At 75.9% G+C, this 15,809-nt stretch carries 16 protein-coding genes; 9 read left to right on the top strand and 7 right to left on the bottom strand.

The window, feature by feature from the left end:
* Positions 1-60 precede the first annotated feature (60 nt).
* The 3 genes from H6H00_RS12580 (at position 61) to H6H00_RS12570 (ending at position 1,733) form a co-directional block, all read left to right on the top strand.
* Positions 61-348, top strand: a complete 288-nt coding sequence (locus tag H6H00_RS12580) for a chorismate mutase (protein WP_185721443.1) — start codon at positions 61-63, stop codon at positions 346-348.
* A 30-nt stretch (positions 349-378) separates the two neighbouring features.
* Positions 379-696 carry a hypothetical protein gene (locus H6H00_RS12575; RefSeq protein ID WP_185721442.1) on the top strand — a complete coding sequence of 106 codons (318 nt, stop codon included), beginning with the start codon at positions 379-381 and terminating at the stop codon, positions 694-696.
* A 155-nt stretch (positions 697-851) separates the two neighbouring features.
* Positions 852-1,733, top strand: coding sequence for a hypothetical protein (locus tag H6H00_RS12570; protein WP_185721441.1), 882 nt, complete (start codon positions 852-854; stop codon positions 1,731-1,733).
* 4 nt (positions 1,734-1,737) lie between these two features.
* On the opposite strand, the gene H6H00_RS12565 is transcribed toward H6H00_RS12570, so the two are convergent.
* A complete protein-coding gene (locus H6H00_RS12565; protein ID WP_185721440.1) occupies positions 1,738-2,403 on the bottom strand; it encodes a response regulator in 666 nt (221 codons plus the stop codon).
* A complete protein-coding gene (locus H6H00_RS12560) occupies positions 2,400-3,596 on the bottom strand; it encodes an ATP-binding protein (RefSeq protein ID WP_255425713.1) in 1,197 nt (398 codons plus the stop codon). The genes H6H00_RS12565 and H6H00_RS12560 overlap by 4 nt, the downstream gene beginning before the upstream one ends.
* Before the next feature lie 107 nt (positions 3,597-3,703).
* On the opposite strand from H6H00_RS12560, the gene H6H00_RS12555 reads away from it, so the two are divergent.
* Positions 3,704-4,873 carry a PspC domain-containing protein gene (locus H6H00_RS12555; protein ID WP_185721439.1) on the top strand — a complete coding sequence of 390 codons (1,170 nt, stop codon included), beginning with the start codon at positions 3,704-3,706 and terminating at the stop codon, positions 4,871-4,873.
* Entirely contained in the window at positions 4,866-5,057 is a 192-nt protein-coding gene (locus H6H00_RS12550) for a hypothetical protein (protein WP_185721438.1), read from the top strand. Before H6H00_RS12555 ends, H6H00_RS12550 begins: the two co-directional genes overlap by 8 nt.
* Positions 5,058-5,164: 107 nt before the next feature.
* On the opposite strand, the gene guaA is transcribed toward H6H00_RS12550, so the two are convergent.
* On the bottom strand, positions 5,165-6,712 hold the full coding sequence (guaA, locus tag H6H00_RS12545; protein ID WP_185721437.1) for a glutamine-hydrolyzing GMP synthase: 1,548 nt from the start codon (positions 6,710-6,712) through the stop codon (positions 5,165-5,167).
* Between the two features lie 84 nt (positions 6,713-6,796).
* On the opposite strand from guaA, the gene H6H00_RS12540 reads away from it, so the two are divergent.
* The 3 genes from H6H00_RS12540 to H6H00_RS12530 all read left to right on the top strand — a co-directional run bounded on the left by H6H00_RS12540 (position 6,797) and on the right by H6H00_RS12530 (position 10,876).
* Complete coding sequence (locus H6H00_RS12540; protein ID WP_185721436.1) at positions 6,797-9,256, top strand: circularly permuted type 2 ATP-grasp protein; 2,460 nt, start codon at positions 6,797-6,799, stop codon at positions 9,254-9,256.
* Position 9,257: 1 nt separating this feature from the next.
* A complete protein-coding gene (locus H6H00_RS12535) occupies positions 9,258-10,154 on the top strand; it encodes a transglutaminase family protein (protein ID WP_185721435.1) in 897 nt (298 codons plus the stop codon).
* An 86-nt stretch (positions 10,155-10,240) separates the two neighbouring features.
* Positions 10,241-10,876: an Ltp family lipoprotein gene (locus H6H00_RS12530; protein WP_185721434.1), complete on the top strand. Its 636-nt coding sequence runs from the start codon at positions 10,241-10,243 to the stop codon at positions 10,874-10,876.
* A gap of 13 nt (positions 10,877-10,889) precedes the next feature.
* Here H6H00_RS12530 and H6H00_RS12525 read toward each other — a convergent pair whose 3' ends face one another.
* Both H6H00_RS12525 and guaB read right to left on the bottom strand, forming a co-directional pair.
* On the bottom strand, positions 10,890-12,014 hold the full coding sequence (locus H6H00_RS12525; RefSeq protein WP_185721433.1) for a GuaB3 family IMP dehydrogenase-related protein: 1,125 nt from the start codon (positions 12,012-12,014) through the stop codon (positions 10,890-10,892).
* A 19-nt stretch (positions 12,015-12,033) separates the two neighbouring features.
* The gene (guaB, locus tag H6H00_RS12520; protein WP_185721432.1) at positions 12,034-13,536 is read right to left on the bottom strand and encodes an IMP dehydrogenase; all 1,503 of its coding nucleotides are present in this window, start codon (positions 13,534-13,536) and stop codon (positions 12,034-12,036) included.
* Positions 13,537-13,664: 128 nt separating this feature from the next.
* On the opposite strand from guaB, the gene H6H00_RS12515 reads away from it, so the two are divergent.
* Positions 13,665-14,051: a DUF5319 domain-containing protein gene (locus tag H6H00_RS12515; protein ID WP_185722383.1), complete on the top strand. Its 387-nt coding sequence runs from the start codon at positions 13,665-13,667 to the stop codon at positions 14,049-14,051.
* Between the two features lie 69 nt (positions 14,052-14,120).
* Here H6H00_RS12515 and H6H00_RS12510 read toward each other — a convergent pair whose 3' ends face one another.
* Both H6H00_RS12510 and H6H00_RS12505 read right to left on the bottom strand, forming a co-directional pair.
* On the bottom strand, positions 14,121-15,194 hold the full coding sequence (locus H6H00_RS12510; protein ID WP_185721431.1) for an anti-sigma-D factor RsdA: 1,074 nt from the start codon (positions 15,192-15,194) through the stop codon (positions 14,121-14,123).
* Positions 15,195-15,761 carry a sigma-70 family RNA polymerase sigma factor gene (locus H6H00_RS12505; RefSeq protein ID WP_185721430.1) on the bottom strand — a complete coding sequence of 189 codons (567 nt, stop codon included), beginning with the start codon at positions 15,759-15,761 and terminating at the stop codon, positions 15,195-15,197. It abuts the gene before it with no gap.
* Positions 15,762-15,809: the final 48 nt, after the last annotated feature.

The raw sequence follows: 15,809 nt of genomic DNA, 5'->3' as shown, positions 1-15,809 counted from the left end.
GTGTCAGGTGTCGTGCGGTGTCACGGGTCGGGCGCCGGCGATGAGGAGGAGACCGTGACCATGAGCGTCGAACAGACCCCACCCCAGGACGACGTCCCGGCCGAGGCCGAGATCCAGGAACTGCGCAAGGAGATCGACCACCTCGACGCCGAGATCCTGCGGATGGTGATGCGCCGCAGCGAGGTGTCGCAGCGGATCGGCCGCGCCCGGATGGCCGCGGGCGGCCCGCGCATCGTCTACAACCGCGAGATGGCCGTGCTCGCCCGCTTCCGCGACCTGGGTGTCGAGGGCCGCGAGCTGGGCATGCTGCTGCTGCGGCTCGGGCGCGGGCGGCTCGGCGGACGCTGACCCCGCGCCGGCCGTGGCACTCTGGACGGCATGGGTGATGTGTTCGGTCTGGTGGCGTTCCTCGTGGCCCTCGCCGGGCTGCTCGTCGCGCTCGGTCACGTCGGGTACCTGGCGATGCTCAACAGCGCGGCCGCCAAGCGCGGCGTCGCGGGCGGGGCGACGGCCGACTACGTCTCCGGCCGCTGGAAGGTCGCGGGCGGCACGGCCGCGGCCGCGGCGTTCGCCCTGCTGCTCACCAGCGGCGGCCTGCCGCTCGACGTGCTCGGCCTGCTGGTCGGCGGCGGGGCCGGCGTGCTCGCCAAGGGCGCGCTCGACCAGACCCGGGGCCGGTTCCGCGGGCAGGTCTGAGCACGGCAACGGGATGAGCGGTCCGTCACCTTCGACGAGTGGCACTGCTCTGAACGGGTGAACGACGGTGAGCGGGCGAGTAGCACTTGGCCCGTGACTGCGGCATCCGGTAGACAGTCCGCAACCCGTTCACTCCAAGGGAGGACGACGCCGCCGTGCCCCAGATGGTGTCCCGCGCCGGAACCCTGACCCCGCCCACCGGCGTCGTCTCGGTCGCCGATCTGCTCCACCGCTACGCGCCGGACCCCCTGATCGAGGCCGAGCCGTCCACCGCCCCCGTCTCCGTGGGCACCCTGCTGCGCCGGGAGGGCCGGGCCCCGCACGCCGTCGACCGCCCGGTCCGCGCCCGCGGCGGGCACGACCCCGACGACGACGCACCCCGGCGCGGGTCCGGCGCGTTCGTGCGCCGCAGCGCGATCGCGGCCGGCACGCTGGTCGCCGCGGGTTCGGTCTTCGGTGCGGCCGTCATGACCGACTCCTCGGTCACCGACACCGCCGACGACTCCCGGTCCTCCGGCGGCGGCTACGCGGGCGAGGGGCGCCTCGACCTCCCGCAGGGCCAGGACCGCGCGATCCCCACCGTCGTCGACAACACCGCGCAGACCGACCCGCTCGACCCGGGTGAGGCCGCGCCGATGGCCTGGACCGACGTCGCGTTCCCCCGCGCCGCGTCCGGCGCCACCGCCCCGTCCGGCGCGTCGGCCGCGCCCGCCGCCTCCGGCACCGGCGGCACGGCCGCCTCCTCGGGGTCCTCGGGCACCGCCGGTGGCGGCGGCAGCAGCACGGGTGGCGACACCTCCGCGGGGTCGTCCACCGGCGGCGGGTCCGGCTCCGGCGACCAGGGCGGCGACGCCGACCCCGCGCCCACCGGGGAGCGGTCGGGTCTGGGCGGCGCCGTGGAGGGTGTCGGCGAGACCGTGGGCGGGCCGGTCGGCGGCGTCGTCGGCGGGCTCGGCGGGGCCGTCAGCGGCGTCGGCGACGCGCTCGGCGGCGGCAGCCCCAGCCTCGTCGGCGGGCTGGCCAGCGGCCTGCTCTGAGCGGTCAGACCAGCCTGCGGTCCGAGGCCCAGCGCGAGAGTTCGTAGCGGTTGGACAGCTGCGTCTTGCGCAGCACCGACGACACGTGCGTCTCCACCGTCTTCACCGAGATGAACAGCTCCCCGGCGATCTCCTTGTAGGCGTACCCGCGGGCCAGCAGGCGCAGGACGTCGCGCTCGCGGCGGGTGAGCAGGTCGAGCTCCGGGTCGCCGGGCGGGGCCGCTCCGGGCTTCTGGGAGAACACGTCGAGCACGAACCCGGCCAGCCGCGGCGAGAACACCGGGTCGCCGCCGTGCACGCGGCGCACGGCGTCGGCCAGCTCCCGCCCGGAGATGGTCTTCGTGACGTAGCCGCGGGCGCCGGCCCGGATCACCGCGATGACGTCCTCGGCCGCGTCGGACACCGACAGCGCCAGGAACACGACGTCCGGCAGCTCGGGACGCAGCTGGCGCAGCACCTCCGCGCCGCCGCCGTCGGGCATGTGGACGTCGAGCAGCACGACGTCGGGGCGGAGGTGGCGGATCGCGGCCACCGCCTCGTCGACCGACCCGGCCTCGCCGACGACCGAGACGTCGGGGACCGCGCGGTCGAGCTCGGCGCGCACCCCGGAGCGGAACAGGGCGTGGTCGTCGACCAGGACGACCTTGATCGTGTTCTCCGGCTCGGTCATGTCGCCGCCTCCTCGTGGGTGCGTGCCCGCATCGCCAGGTGCACCTCGGTGCCCTCGCCCGGCGTGCTGCGCAGGCGGACGGTACCGCCGTGCCGGTCCATCCTGCCGTGCACCGAGTCGGCCAGGCCGTGCCGGTCGTCGGGCACGTCGGCGGGGTCGAAGCCGGATCCGCGGTCGCGGACGAACAGGTTGACCTCGTCGTCCTCCACCTCGCAGTAGACCGACACCTCGGCGACCCCGGCATGCTTGGCCGCGTTGACCATCGCCTCGCGCCCGGCGAGCACGAGCGCGCGCAGGTGCTCGTCGAGTGGCCGGTCGCCGCCGACGACGACGGGGGCCACGGTGACGGCGTAGGTGTCCTCCACCTCGGCGGCCGCGGCGGCCAGCGCGGCGGTGAGGCCGGCGTCGGACGCGGGGATGCCGTAGCCGCCCGCCCCGTAGAGCCAGGTCCGCAGCTCGCGCTCCTGCCCGCGGGCCAGCCGGGCCACCTCGCGGGGCTGGTCGGACTGGCGCTGGATCAGCGCCAGGGTCTGCAGCACCGAGTCGTGCAGGTGCGCGGCGATCTCGGCGCGCTCGGTCTCCACGATCCGCTCGCGGCGCTCCTCGGTGAGCTCGCGGACCAGCCGCACCCACCACGGGACCGTCAGCACCCCGACGCCGACGAGCGTGGCCAGCACCGCGAGCAGCGCGAACTGCACCTGCCCGAGCTGGAGCTGGCCGAACAGGAACACCGCGATCCCGGCGGCGACGAACAGCGCACCGGCGACGGTCCGCCACAGCGCGGTGCGGCCCCCGGTGCGGGTCCAGCGGCGGCGCTGCCCCTCGTCGGCCTCGCGCCACACCAGGGCCGCCCCGACCGCGGCCACCCCGAGCGGACCGGCGATCCAGCCGACCAGGTCGTTGCCGAGCGCGGCAGCCACCAGCGCCCCCGCGACGCCGAGCGCGGCGAGGCCGAGGGCCTGCTGGCGCTCGCGGCGCGGCGTGGCGCGGGTGACCTCGGCGCTCTCCTGCCGGACGAAGACCCAGAGCAGCCCGTAGGCCAGCGCGCCCGCCCACCACATGGCCCCGAGGGCGATGAAGGCGGCGCGGACCCAGGTGACCGGGACGCCGAGGTGGTCGGCCACCCCGCCCGCGACGCCCGCGACGATGCGCCCGCTGCGACGGCGGACGAGCGGAGGGGTCGGCGTGTTCACCGCACCATCGTCACACGCACCGGGTGGGTGGTCATCGGGGGAAACTCGGGGGTGGGCCGGGGTCATCCCCCATGATTCGGGGGTCACCGGCGAGCAGGGTGGTGGACATGGACGGGACAGAGCTGCGGACGAGCCTCCGCGACATGTGGGACACGCGGCCGGCACGGCCGCGGGAGGGCCGGCAGGTCGCCGGCGTGGCCGCGGGCATCGCGCGCCGCTACGACGTGGATCCGGTGCTGATCCGCGTGGCGTTCGTCGTCGCCGCGTTCTCGGGCGTCGGCGTCCTGCTCTACGTCGCCGGCTGGATCGCCCTGCCCGACGGCACCGACGCGCCGGTCTCGCGGGGCGGGCCGCGCGGCGCCGCGCTGGTGGGGCTGGCCGTGGTCGGCGCGATCGGCGTCGGGTCCCTGTTCGACGGGCAGGGCTTCGGGATCCTGCCGCTGGTCGTCGCGCTGGGGCTGCTGTTCCTGCTGCACCGCAGCCGCGGCGACCGCGCCCCCGTCACCGCGGCCCCGGTCGCGGCGCCGGTGGAGGAGCCCGGCACCGTCTCGCTCGTCAAGGGCGACGCCCCGCCGGCCTGGGACCCCCTCGGGGCCGCCCCCTTCGCCTGGGACCTGCCCGAACCCGGGGGTCCGCCGCCCGTCCCCGAGCGGCGCCGCCCGCCGGTGACGGCGGTGACGCTCGGCGTCGCGCTGCTGGCGGGCGGGGCCACCGCCCTGCTGATGCTCGCGCTGGGGGTACTGACCCTCGCGAACACCCCGGTGCTGCTCGGGGTGGTGCTCGCGGTGCTCGGGCTCGGGCTCGTCGTCGGCTCGTTCCTGCGGGCCGGGCGCGGCCTGGTCCCCGTCGCGGTGCTCGTCGGGCTGCTGACCTGGGGCTCGCTCGCGACGGCGTCGTTCGACTGGCCCGCGGGCGGCGTCGGCGACCTGGTCGCGAACCCGACGACCCCGGCCCAGCTCGCGCCGGTGTACACCCGGTCGGCCGGCGACGTCGACCTCGACCTGAGCGGGCTCGACCTCTCCGGGCCGGGGGACCCGGTCCGCACGGAGGTCCGGCTCGGCGCGGGGGACGTCACGATCACCGTTCCCGCCGATGCGGACCTGACGCTCACCGGCGCGCTCGGGGTCGGCTCGATCCGCTACGGCGAGGAGGTGCGCGACGGGCTCGACGTCCGGCTCGACGTCAGCGACCTGGGTGCCGACGGCGTCGCGGGCGGGCGCCCGCTGGAGATCGCCGTGAACGCGAACGCCGGTGACGTGGAGGTGCTCCGTGGCTGAGCTGCAGACGGGCCGTCGCCGGCCCGACGCCCTGACGCTGGTGACCGGCGTCCTCGCGCTCGTCCTGTCGGTGTTCGCGTTCGTCGGCGAACTCCCGGCGATCGACCCCCGTTGGCTCCTCGCGGGCGGCGCGGCGGTCGTCGGCCTGGTACTCCTGGTGGGGAGCCTGACGCGGCGGGGGTAGGACGGCCCGTCCCGGGAGCTGGGGAGCGTACCGGGGCCGGGCGGCGGACGGCGGGCGGTGACGGGTCGGGGGACCCGGAACCGCCCGCCGTCATTCCCGTGTGACCGTCACTCCCACTCGATGGTGCCCGGCGGCTTGCTCGTCACGTCGAGGACCACGCGGTTGACCTCGGCCACCTCGTTGGTGATGCGGGTGGAGATGCGCTCCAGCACCTCGTAGGGCAGGCGGGTCCAGTCGGCGGTCATCGCGTCCTCGGAGCTGACCGGCCGCAGCACGATCGGGTGCCCGTAGGTCCGCCCGTCGCCCTGGACGCCGACGCTGCGCACGTCGGCCAGCAGCACGACCGGGCACTGCCAGATCGTGTCGTCGAGCCCGGCGGCGGTGAGCTCCTCGCGGGCGATCGCGTCGGCGGCGCGCAGGGTCTCCAGCCGGTCGTGGGTGACCTCGCCGATGATCCGGATGCCCAGGCCCGGCCCCGGGAACGGCTGGCGGCCGACGATCGCCTCGGGCAGGCCCAGCTCGCGCCCGACGCGGCGGACCTCGTCCTTGAACAGCGCGCGCAGCGGCTCCACCAGCGCGAACTCGATGTCGTCGGGCAACCCGCCGACGTTGTGGTGGCTCTTGATCGTGGCGGTGCCCGAGCCGCCGCCGGACTCCACGACGTCCGGGTAGAGCGTGCCCTGCACCAGGAACCCGACGTGCTCCTCCGCGGCCACCTCGGTCGTCGCGGCCTCGAACACCCGGATGAACTCCCGGCCGATCGTCTTGCGCTTGGTCTCGGGGTCGGTGACGCCCGCGAGCGCGGCGAGGAACCGGTCGGCCACGTCGACGGTGTGCAGCTTCGCGCCGGTCGCGGCGACGAAGTCGCGCTCGACCTGCTCCCGCTCCCCCGCGCGCAGCAGGCCGTGGTCGACGAACACACAGGTCAGCTGGTCGCCGATGGCCCGCTGCACGAGTGCGGCGGCCACCGCGGAGTCGACGCCGCCCGACAGCCCGCAGATGGCGCGGCCGTCGCCGACCTGGGCGCGGACCGCGGCGACCGTGTCGTCGATGATCGACGAGGTGGTCCAGCCGGGCGCGATGCCGGCGATCTCGTGCAGGAACCGGCTCAGCACCTGCTGCCCGTACGGCGAGTGCCCGACCTCGGGGTGGTACTGCACGCCGGCGAGGCGCCGCCCGGTGTCCTCGAACGCCGCGACGGCCGCCCGCTCGCTCGACGCCGTGACCGTGAAGCCCTCCGGCGCCCGCACCACGGAGTCGCCGTGGCTCATCCACACCGGGTGCGTGGTCGGCAGCCCGCCGTGCAGCGTGCCCGGGTCGGTGACCGTCAGCTCGGTGCGCCCGTACTCGCGCGTGCCGTCCGGGGCCACCTCCCCGCCGAGTGCCCGGGCCATCGCCTGGAAGCCGTAGCAGAGCCCGAGCACCGGGATGCCCGCGGTGAACAGCTCCGGGTCGACGGCGGGCGCCCCCTCGGCGTACACGCTCGACGGCCCGCCCGACAGGATCAGCGCGGCGGGCTTGCGGGCCACGATCTCCTCGACCGACGTGTCCCCCGGCACGATCTCGGAGTACACCTGCGCCTCCCGCACGCGGCGGGCGATGAGCTGGGCGTACTGGGCGCCGTAGTCGACGACGAGGACGGTCGGTGGCTGCACCCCACCAGGCTAGTCGGCGGCGGCGCCGGGCCGGTCGAGCCGTCGCACCTCCCGCGCGCGCCGCGGATGGCGCAGGATGGGCCGGTGACGATCCGGGCCGGCGGGCACGCCGACACCGGCTACGCACCGGGCGGGCACGACGAGATGCTCGACGGGCACGGGGCCGTCCGCGGGGCGTGGTCCCCGCTCGCGGGCGAGCTGGGGCGCGCGGGCCCGGCCGGTCTCGCCGCCCGTGACGCCCACACCCGCAGGCTCCTCGCCGAGGACGGCGTCGGGTACCGCCCGCCCGGCGTCGACGACGAGCAGCCGTGGGCGCTGGACCCCGTGCCCCTGCTGCTCGCCGCCGACGAGTGGAGCGGGCTGGAGCGGGCCGTCGCCCAGCGGGCGGAGCTGCTCGACCGGCTCCTCGCCGATCTCTACGGCCCGCGCCTGACGCTGCGCACCGGGCTGCTGCCGGTCGAGGTCGTGCTGGGCCACGAGGGCTTCGTCCGCGGCTGGGCGCGCGGGCCGGGGGCGCCGCCGCGCCGCGAGCTGTTCCTGGCCGGGGTCGACCTCGCCCGCACCGCCGACGGTTGGCGCGTCTTCGGCGACCGCGTGCAGGCCCCGTCCGGGGCGGGGTACGCGATGGCCGGGCGGCGCGTCGTCGCCCGCGTGCTCGCGCCGGTGCACCGCCGCTCCCGCATCCGCCGCCTGCGCCCCTTCCTCGACGCCGTGCGCCGCGGGCTGGAGGAGCTGGGCGCCGGGGTCGACGCGCCGCGGGTGGTGCTGCTCAGCCCGGGCCCGCAGAGCGAGACGGCCTTCGAGCAGGCGTTCCTGTCCGCGCAGCTCGGGTTCCCGCTGGTGCTCGGCTCGGAGCTGATGGTGCGCGAGGGCCGGGTCTGGCAGCGCACGCTCGGCCGCCCCGAACCCGTCGACGTGATCCTGCGCCGCGTCGACGCCGCCTGGTGCGACCCGCTGGACCTGCGCGCGGGCTCGCAGCTCGGCGTCCCCGGGCTGCTGGAGGCGGCGCGGCGGGGCGCGGTGACCGTCGTCAACGGGCTGGGCAGCGGGGTGGCCGAGAACCCCGGCCTGCTCCCGTACCTGCCCGCGCTCGCCCGGGCCCTGCTCGACGAGCCGCTCGCGCTGCCCGCCGCGCGGACGTGGTGGTGCGGGGACCCGGCCGGGCTCTCGCACGTGCTGGCCCGGCTGCCCGACCTGGTGGTCAAGCCGATCGCGCGCGGCGACGACCGGCACTCGGTCGCCGGGGCCGACCTGACCGCCGCGGAGCGCGCCGAGCTGGCCGCTCGGATCACCGCCGAGCCGCACGCGTGGACGGGCCAGGAGGTCCTCGTCCCGAGCACCGCGCCCGCGATCGGGCCGGGCGGGCACCTGGCCGCGCAGCCGGTCACGCTGCGCGCGTTCGCGGCGGCCGAGGGCGGGCGGTTCCACGTGCTCGCCGGCGGTCTCGCGCTGGCCGGGGACCGCGCCAAGGACGTCTGGGTCCTCGACCCCGGCACCCGGACGACGCCGCGCCGTCCCGACGGGCCGCACGCCCCGGCCGGGACGCTGAGCCCGCGCGTCGCGTCCGACCTGTTCTGGCTCGGCCGCTACGCCGAGCGCGCCGAGGGCACCGCGCGGCTGCTGCGCGCCGTCGCCGACCGCCGGGCCGACTTCCAGACGACGCCAGAGCCCGGCGGCCGCCAGGCTCTCGACGTCCTGCTGCGGGCCACCACCGCGGTGACCCTGACCGCGCCCGGCTTCCTCGGCGAGGGCGCGGTCGGGCGGCTCGCCGCCGCCGGCCCGGAGCTGCTGTCGCTGCTCACCGACCGCGACCGCCCCGGCTCGCTGGCCTACGCCGTCCACCGGCTGACGGGGTCCGCGCAGGCCGTGCGCGAGCAGCTCTCCGTCGACACCTGGTTCGTGCTGGGCCGGTTGGAGACCGTGCTCGGCGAGCTGGCCGCGTCGAAGGCCCCGGACGTCTCCGGCGCCCCTGACGTCTCCGGCGCGCTGTCGCGCGTGCTGGAGGGCCTGCTCGCGATGGCCGGGCTGGCCGCGGAGAGCCACGTCCGCGACGCCGGCTGGTGCCTGCTCGACGCCGGCCGCCGCGTGGAGCGGGCCATCGGGGTCGCCGCGCTCGTCGCCGCCACGCTGTGCGACCGGACCCGCCCCGCCGCCGACGCGCTGGTGCTCGAGTCGGTGCTGATCTCCGCGGAGAGCGTGATCACCTACCGGCGGCTCCCCCGCACCGGCGTCGCGGCGGCGGTGGACCTGCTGCTCACCGACCGCACCAACCCGCGCTCCGTGGCGCACCAGGTCGAGCGGCTGCGCGCCGACGTCGCCGGCGTGCCCGGCCCGGAGGCGGGCGTCGGGGCGGCGCTGGAGGCCGTCGAGCGGCGGCTGGCCGGCGGGCCGCCCCCGGTGCACCGCGGACCGGCCGGCACCCGTGCCGAGCTGCGCGCGCTCGTCGTCGGGCTCGGGCACGACCTGGGGTGGTTCGCCGAGGTGCTCGAACGCGGCCGGTTCGCCCCCGGCGTGCCGCCGCGCCCGTTCGGGACGGTGGCCTGACGTGCGGACCTACCGCGTCACCCACCGCACCTCCTACGCCTACCGCGGCGAGGTCTCGACCAGCTTCGGACGCGCCCACCTGCTGCCGGCCGACCGCCCGCGCCAGACCTGCGTCGACGCGGCGGTCACCGTCACCCCGCGCCCCGCCGAGCAGCACGAGCACACCGACGCCTTCGGCAACCGCTCCACGTTCTTCGCCGTCACCGCGGCGCACCGCGCGCTCACCGTGCTGGCCGAGAGCACCGTGGCCGTCGCGCCCGCCGTCGCCCCCGTGCCGGTGGCCTGGGAGGACGTGCGCGACGGGCTGCTGACGACCACCACGCCCGACGGGATCGACGCCCGCGGCTACGTCCTGCCCTCGCCGCGGCTGGGGCCCGACCCGGCCGTCACCGCCTACGCGCGGCCGTCGTTCCCGCCCGGCCGGGCGATCGCCGACGCCGCGCTGGACCTGTCCGCCCGCATCCACCGCGACTTCCGCTACGTCAGCGGGTCCAGCACCGTCCGCAGCTCGGTGGCCGACCTGTTCGCGAGCGGCGAGGGCGTCTGCCAGGACTTCGCGCACCTCGCCGTCGCCGGGCTGCGGTCGATGGGCCTGGCCGCGCGCTACGTCAGCGGCTACCTGGAGACGCGCCCGCCGCCCGGACGCCCGCGGGTGGTCGGCGCCGACGCGTCGCACGCGTGGGTGTCGGTCCGCACCGGGGACGGCTGGTTCGACGTCGACCCCACCAACGACCGTGCCGTCGACGACTCGTTCGTCGAGCTGGCCCACGGCCGCGACTACGCCGACGTGCCGCCGCTGCGCGGGGTGATCTTCTCCAGCGGCGGGGCCGGGAGCGAGCTGACCGTCGCCGTCGACATGATCCGGCTCGACGGCGGGTACGGGCGTCCTCAGAACTGATGACGCGCATCCGGAGTCGCTAACGGCCGACGCGAACCGGGCGAAACGGGGGTGACTACCCCATCCAGCCCAACGGAGTGTGCGACATGGCCCAGCCCTACCCGACCCCGCAGCAGTACTTCGCGACCGAGGAGCAGACGGTGCGGATCCCGGTGCAGTACCGCCCCGCCGGCCCGCCCCCGCCCGCTCCGGCCGCGGGCCCGGCGCCGAGGCGGCGGCGGCGCTGGCCGTGGGTCGTCGGCGGCCTGGTGGCGCTGCTGGTCGTCGGGTCCGCCCTCGGCGGCGGCGACGACCCGGCTCCGGCCCCGGCCGCGGACACGGCGGCCGTCCCGGTCGTCGACGCACCCCGGCCGGCCCCGGTCGCGGTCGCCCCGGCTCCGGTCCCCGCCCCGGCGCCCGTCGTCGAGGCGCCGGCACCCGCCGAGCCCGCGATGACGGTCAGCCAGCAGAACGCCGTCGGGTCGGCCGAGGACTACCTCGCCTTCATGGCGTTCTCCCGGTCGGGGCTCATCGACCAGCTCGAGTACGAGGGCTTCTCGACGGCCGACGCCACCCTCGCCGTCGACACCGTGGACGTCGACTGGATGGTGCAGGCGGAGAAGTCGGCCCGGAGCTACCTCGACTTCACGTCCTTCTCCCGGTCCGGCCTCGTCGACCAGCTCGAGTACGAGGGGTTCACCGCCGAGCAGGCCCGGCACGGCGCCGACTCGGTCGGGCTCTGACCGGAGCGGCGCCTCAGCCCCGGACGGTCAGCCCCACGCGCTGGAACTCCTTGAGGTCGGAGTAGCCGGTCTTCGCCATCGCCCGGCGCAGCGCCCCGAACAGGTTGACGGTGCCGTACGGGCTCGACGCCGGACCGAAGAGCACCTGCTCCAGGGTGCGGTCGCCGTGCCCGAAGCCGGTGACCTCGGAGCGGGGCAGCGACGGGTGGGCCACCGAGGAGGTCCAGTAGAGCCCGTGGCCGGGCGAGTCGGTGGCCTCGGCGAGCTGCTCCCCCAGCATGACGGCGTCGGCCCCGCAGGCGATGGCCTTGGCCACGTCGCCGGACCCGGTCATGCCGCCGTCGGCGATGACGTGGACGTAGCGGCCGCCGGTCTCGTCGAGGTAGTCGCGACGGGCCGCGGCGGCGTCGACGATCGCGGTGGCCATCGGCACGCCGATCCCGAGGACCTCGTCGGTGGTGGTGGCGGTCGACTCCCCGTACCCGACGATGACGCCCGCCGCGCCGGTGCGCATGAGGTGCATCGCGGTGCGGTAGTCGCCCACCCCGCCCGCGACGACGGGCACGTCGAGGGAGGCGATGAACTCCTTGAGGTTCAGCGGCTCGCCGTCGGAGACGTGCTCGGCGGAGATGATCGTGCCCTGCACGACGAGGATCTCGACGCCGGCGGCGAGCAGGTCGGGGGTGAGCTCGCGGGCGCGCTGCGGGCTGACCCGCGCGGCGACCGTCACCCCGGCCTCGCGCACGGTGCGCAGAGCCTCGGCCAGCAGCGTCGGCTGGATCGGGGCGGCGTGCAGCTCCTGCAGCAGGCGCACGGCCGCGGCCGGGTCGTCGGACTCGGCGGCCTCCAGCACCTGCCCGAGCGCGCCCTCGGGGTCGGCGTGCCGGGCCCAGAGGCCCTCGGCGTTGAGCACCGCGAGACCGCCGAGCTTCCCGACGGTCACCGCGCTGGCGGGCGAGACCACCGCGTCGGTCGGGTGGGTGATCAGCGGGATCTCGAAGCGGTACGCGTCGAGCTGCCAGGCGGTGGACACCTCCTGCGAGCTCCGCGTGCGCCGCGAGGGCACGATCTCGACCTGGCCCAGGTCGTAGCTCCGACGGGCCTCCCGGCCCATCCCGATCTCCACGAGGTCACGCACGTGCAGCAGGGTAGACGGCCTACCTGGCGGCGTAGTTGGGCGCCTCGACCGTCATGGTGATGTCGTGCGGGTGGCTCTCCTTGAGCCCGGCCGCGGTGATGCGCACGAGCTGCGCCTGCTGCAGCTGCGGGATCGTGTTGGCGCCCGCGTAGCCCATGCCCGAGCGGAGCCCGCCGGTGAGCTGGTGGACGACCTGCGAGAGCGGCCCGCGGAACGGGATCCGCCCCTCGATGCCCTCGGGCACCAGCTTGTCCTCGCTGAGCACGTCGTCCTGGGCGTAGCGGTCCTTGGAGTAGGACTTGCTGCCCTCGCGCGCGCTCATCGCCCCGAGCGAGCCCATCCCGCGGTAGGTCTTGTACTGCTTGCCGCCGACGAGGATGAGGTCGCCGGGCGACTCCGCGGTGCCCGCGAGCAGGCTGCCCAGCATCACGGTGGACGCCCCGGCCGCGATGGCCTTGGAGATGTCGCCGGAGTACTGGATGCCGCCGTCGCCGATCACCGGGACGCCGGCCGCCGCGCAGGCCAGCGACGCCTCGTAGATCGCGGTGATCTGCGGCGCCCCCACCCCGGCCACGACGCGGGTGGTGCAGATCGAGCCCGGCCCCACCCCGACCTTGACGGCGTCCGCCCCGGCCTCGACGAGCGCCGCGGCCCCCGCGCGCGTGGCGACGTTGCCGCCGACGACGTCGACGTCGCCGACCTCGGCGCGCAGCTTCGCCACCATCTCCAGCACCCGCCGGGAGTGCCCGTGCGCGGTGTCGACCATCAGCACGTCGACGCCGGCCTCGACCAGGCCCATCGCGCGGGCGTAGGACTCCTCGCCGACGCCCACCGCGGCCGCCACGACCAGCCGCCCGTCGGGGTCCTTCGTGGCGAGCGGGTACTTCTCGGTCTTGTTGAAGTCCTTGATGGTGATGAGCCCGCGCAGGATGCCGTCGTTGTCGAGGATCGGCAGCTTCTCGAGCTTGTGCCGGCGCAGCAGCCCCAGCGCGGCCTCCGCGGACACCCCGATCCGCGCGGTGATCAGCGGCGCGTGCGTCATGACCTCGCGGACCGGGCGGGTGTGGTCCATCTCGAACCGCATGTCGCGGTTGGTGATGATGCCGACGAGCTTGCCGCCCGCGTCGGTGACGGGGACGCCGGAGATGCGGAACTTGGCGCACAGCGCGTCGACGTCGGCGAGGGTGGCCTCGGGCGAGCAGGTGACCGGGTCGGTGACCATCCCGGCCTCGGACCGCTTCACGACCTCGACCTGCGCGGCCTGCTGCTCGGCCGAGAGGTTGCGGTGCAGGGTGCCCAGCCCGCCCGCCCGCGCCATCGCGATCGCCATCCGCGACTCGGTGACGGTGTCCATCGGCGACGACACGAGCGGCACCTTCAGCCGCACGCGGCGGGTGACCTGGGTCCCCGTGTCGACGCTGCTCGGCACGACGTCGGACTCCGCCGGCAGGAGCAGCACGTCGTCGAAGGTCAGGCCCAGCATCGCGAACTTGGGCGGCAGCCCGGCGGCCTCGCTCGTCATCGCACCCTCCAGATCTCGGAGCACGGCACGCTGCCGCCTGCCCGGCCATCGTATCCGCGCCGCGGACGCGCGACGCGCGGGTCGGAGGAGGGGCTGCCCACAGATTTCCGGCGCCGACCCCGAGTAGGATCCGTGGGGTGCCCTCTGACGCGCTGCCGCCGGACCCCTTCGCCGGGGATCCGCACGACCCCGCGCTGTCGCTCGACGGCCCCGAGCCCGAGGAGGCGGAGGAGCTGAGCGACGTCGAGCGCGACGAGATCGTCGCCGACCTCGCCGACCTCGCCGTGTACCAGGCGCTGCTGGAGGGCCGCGGGGTCCGCGGCATCGTGGTCGACTGCGGTGACTGCGGCGAGCAGCACTTCCACGAGTGGAGCCTGCTGCGCGCGAGCCTGCAGCAGCTGCTCGACGAGGGGCAGATGCGGCCGCACGAGCCGGCCTTCGACCCCGACCCCAGCAGCTACGTCACCTGGGAGTACTGCCGCGGCTACGCCGACGCGGTGCTGTCCGACTCCTGAGCGGGCCCCGACACGACGAACGGCCCCGGTCCCCTCGCGGGGGGCCGGGGCCGTTCGCACGTGCGACCGCTAGCTCGGGGTCGTGGACTCCGAGCCCGCCGCGGTGGGCGTGCCCTCCTCGGTGGCCGTGGCGCCGCCGAGGCCCTGGCCGGAGGTGGTGGTCGTCGGGTCCGCGCTGCCCTCGCTCGTGGCGGACGTGGACCCCTGGGGGGTGTCACCCGACGACGTCCCGGTGCCCGGGGGGACCGTCGACGTGGTCGGTGCCGGCGTGGCGTCGGCGCTGAGCGGGCTGACCGCCGCATCCGAGGGCGACGTCGGAGCCGTCGTCGTGGGCGCACCGGGCGCCGCCGGGGCGGGCGGGGTCGGGGTGCCCTCGGTGGCCGCGCGCGGCGGTACCGGGCGGCGCGGGTCGGCGGCCAGCGGCGTGCCGGGCTGGACCGGCTGACCGGGCGGCGTCTCCGCCGCCTTGGCCTCGAGGAAGCTCTGCACCTCGGCCAGCTCGGCGAGGCCCTCCTCCGCCCGGACGACGGAGAGGTCCTCCTCCGCCGCGGCGAGCGCGGCGGCCGCGACCTCGGGCTCCCCGCGCGTCAGGGCGTCCTTGGCCTCGTTGATCCGCGACTCGACGCGCTCGGCGGCCTCGACGGACTCCGCGCGCTCGCTGTAGAGCACGCGGGACACGCCCCACAGGGTGTCGCCGGGGCGGGCGTCGGAGGCGCCGACGGACACGCCGCCGACGGTGAAGACGATCATCGCGGCGGCGGCCGCGAGCGGGAACAGGTGCCGGGCGCGGCGGCCGGGCGGACGGGAGGCCGCCTGCACCGTGGCCATCGCCGTGTCGAGGTCGACGAGCTCGGGGAGCGGCTCGGAGTCGACCTCGGCCCGCCAGGAGGCGAGCAGGGCGGCGACCTGGTCGTCGGCGTCGTAGCCACCCACACCGGGGGCCGAGACCGACATGCCGGCCGCGAGTGCGCTGATCAGCTCGTCGTCGGCCTGCACCGCGACGAGGTCGATCGGGTCCTCGGACACGTCCTGGAACGGGATCGGGTTGGTCCGCATCCCGTCGGCCGCGTGGAAGCCGTTGCTGCCGTTGGTGCGGGGTCGGCGAGGACTCGTCTCGCCGAAACCGCGTCGTTCGTCCTGCATCTAGACCACCTCCTCGGGCATCGACTTGCGGAGCCGGGCCAGGGCCCGGTGCTGTGCCACCCGGACCGCTCCGGGCGTGGAGCCGACGGCCTCGGCCGTCTCCTCCGCCGACAGGCCCACCACCACGCGCAGCACCAGGATCTCGCGCTGCTTCTCCGGGAGCTGGTCGAGCAGGCGCGCCATCTCGCCGGAGAGCTCCACGCGCAGTGCGCGCTGCTCCGGTCCGTCGGCGGTCTCGACCGAGTCGGGGAGGTCCGCGAAGGGATCGGACTTGTTGCGGGTGGACGCCCGATGAGCATCGATCACCTTGTGTGACGCGATGCCGTAGACGAACGCGAGGAAGGGGCGCCCCTGGACCCGGTATCCGGGTAAGGCCGTCAGCACGGCCAAACACACCTCCTGTGCGACGTCGTCCGCCGAGGCGAACGAACGCTCCCGCCCCAGACGTGCGCGGCAGTAGCGCACGACCAGCGGCCGGATGATGGCGAGCACGTGCCCGACCGCGACTCGATCGCCCGCCATGGCGCGGGTGACGAGTTCGTCGGGAACGTCTGTCGTCTCACTCATCGCACAGTGTCGTCCGGGTGTTACGCAGCATCTTCGATCTCATCCGTT

Origin of the sequence: Pseudonocardia petroleophila (assembly GCF_014235185.1) — a bacterium.
In the GTDB taxonomy this organism is placed as follows: domain Bacteria; phylum Actinomycetota; class Actinomycetes; order Mycobacteriales; family Pseudonocardiaceae; genus Pseudonocardia; species Pseudonocardia petroleophila.
This window is presented reverse-complemented; position numbering and strand designations above follow the sequence as displayed.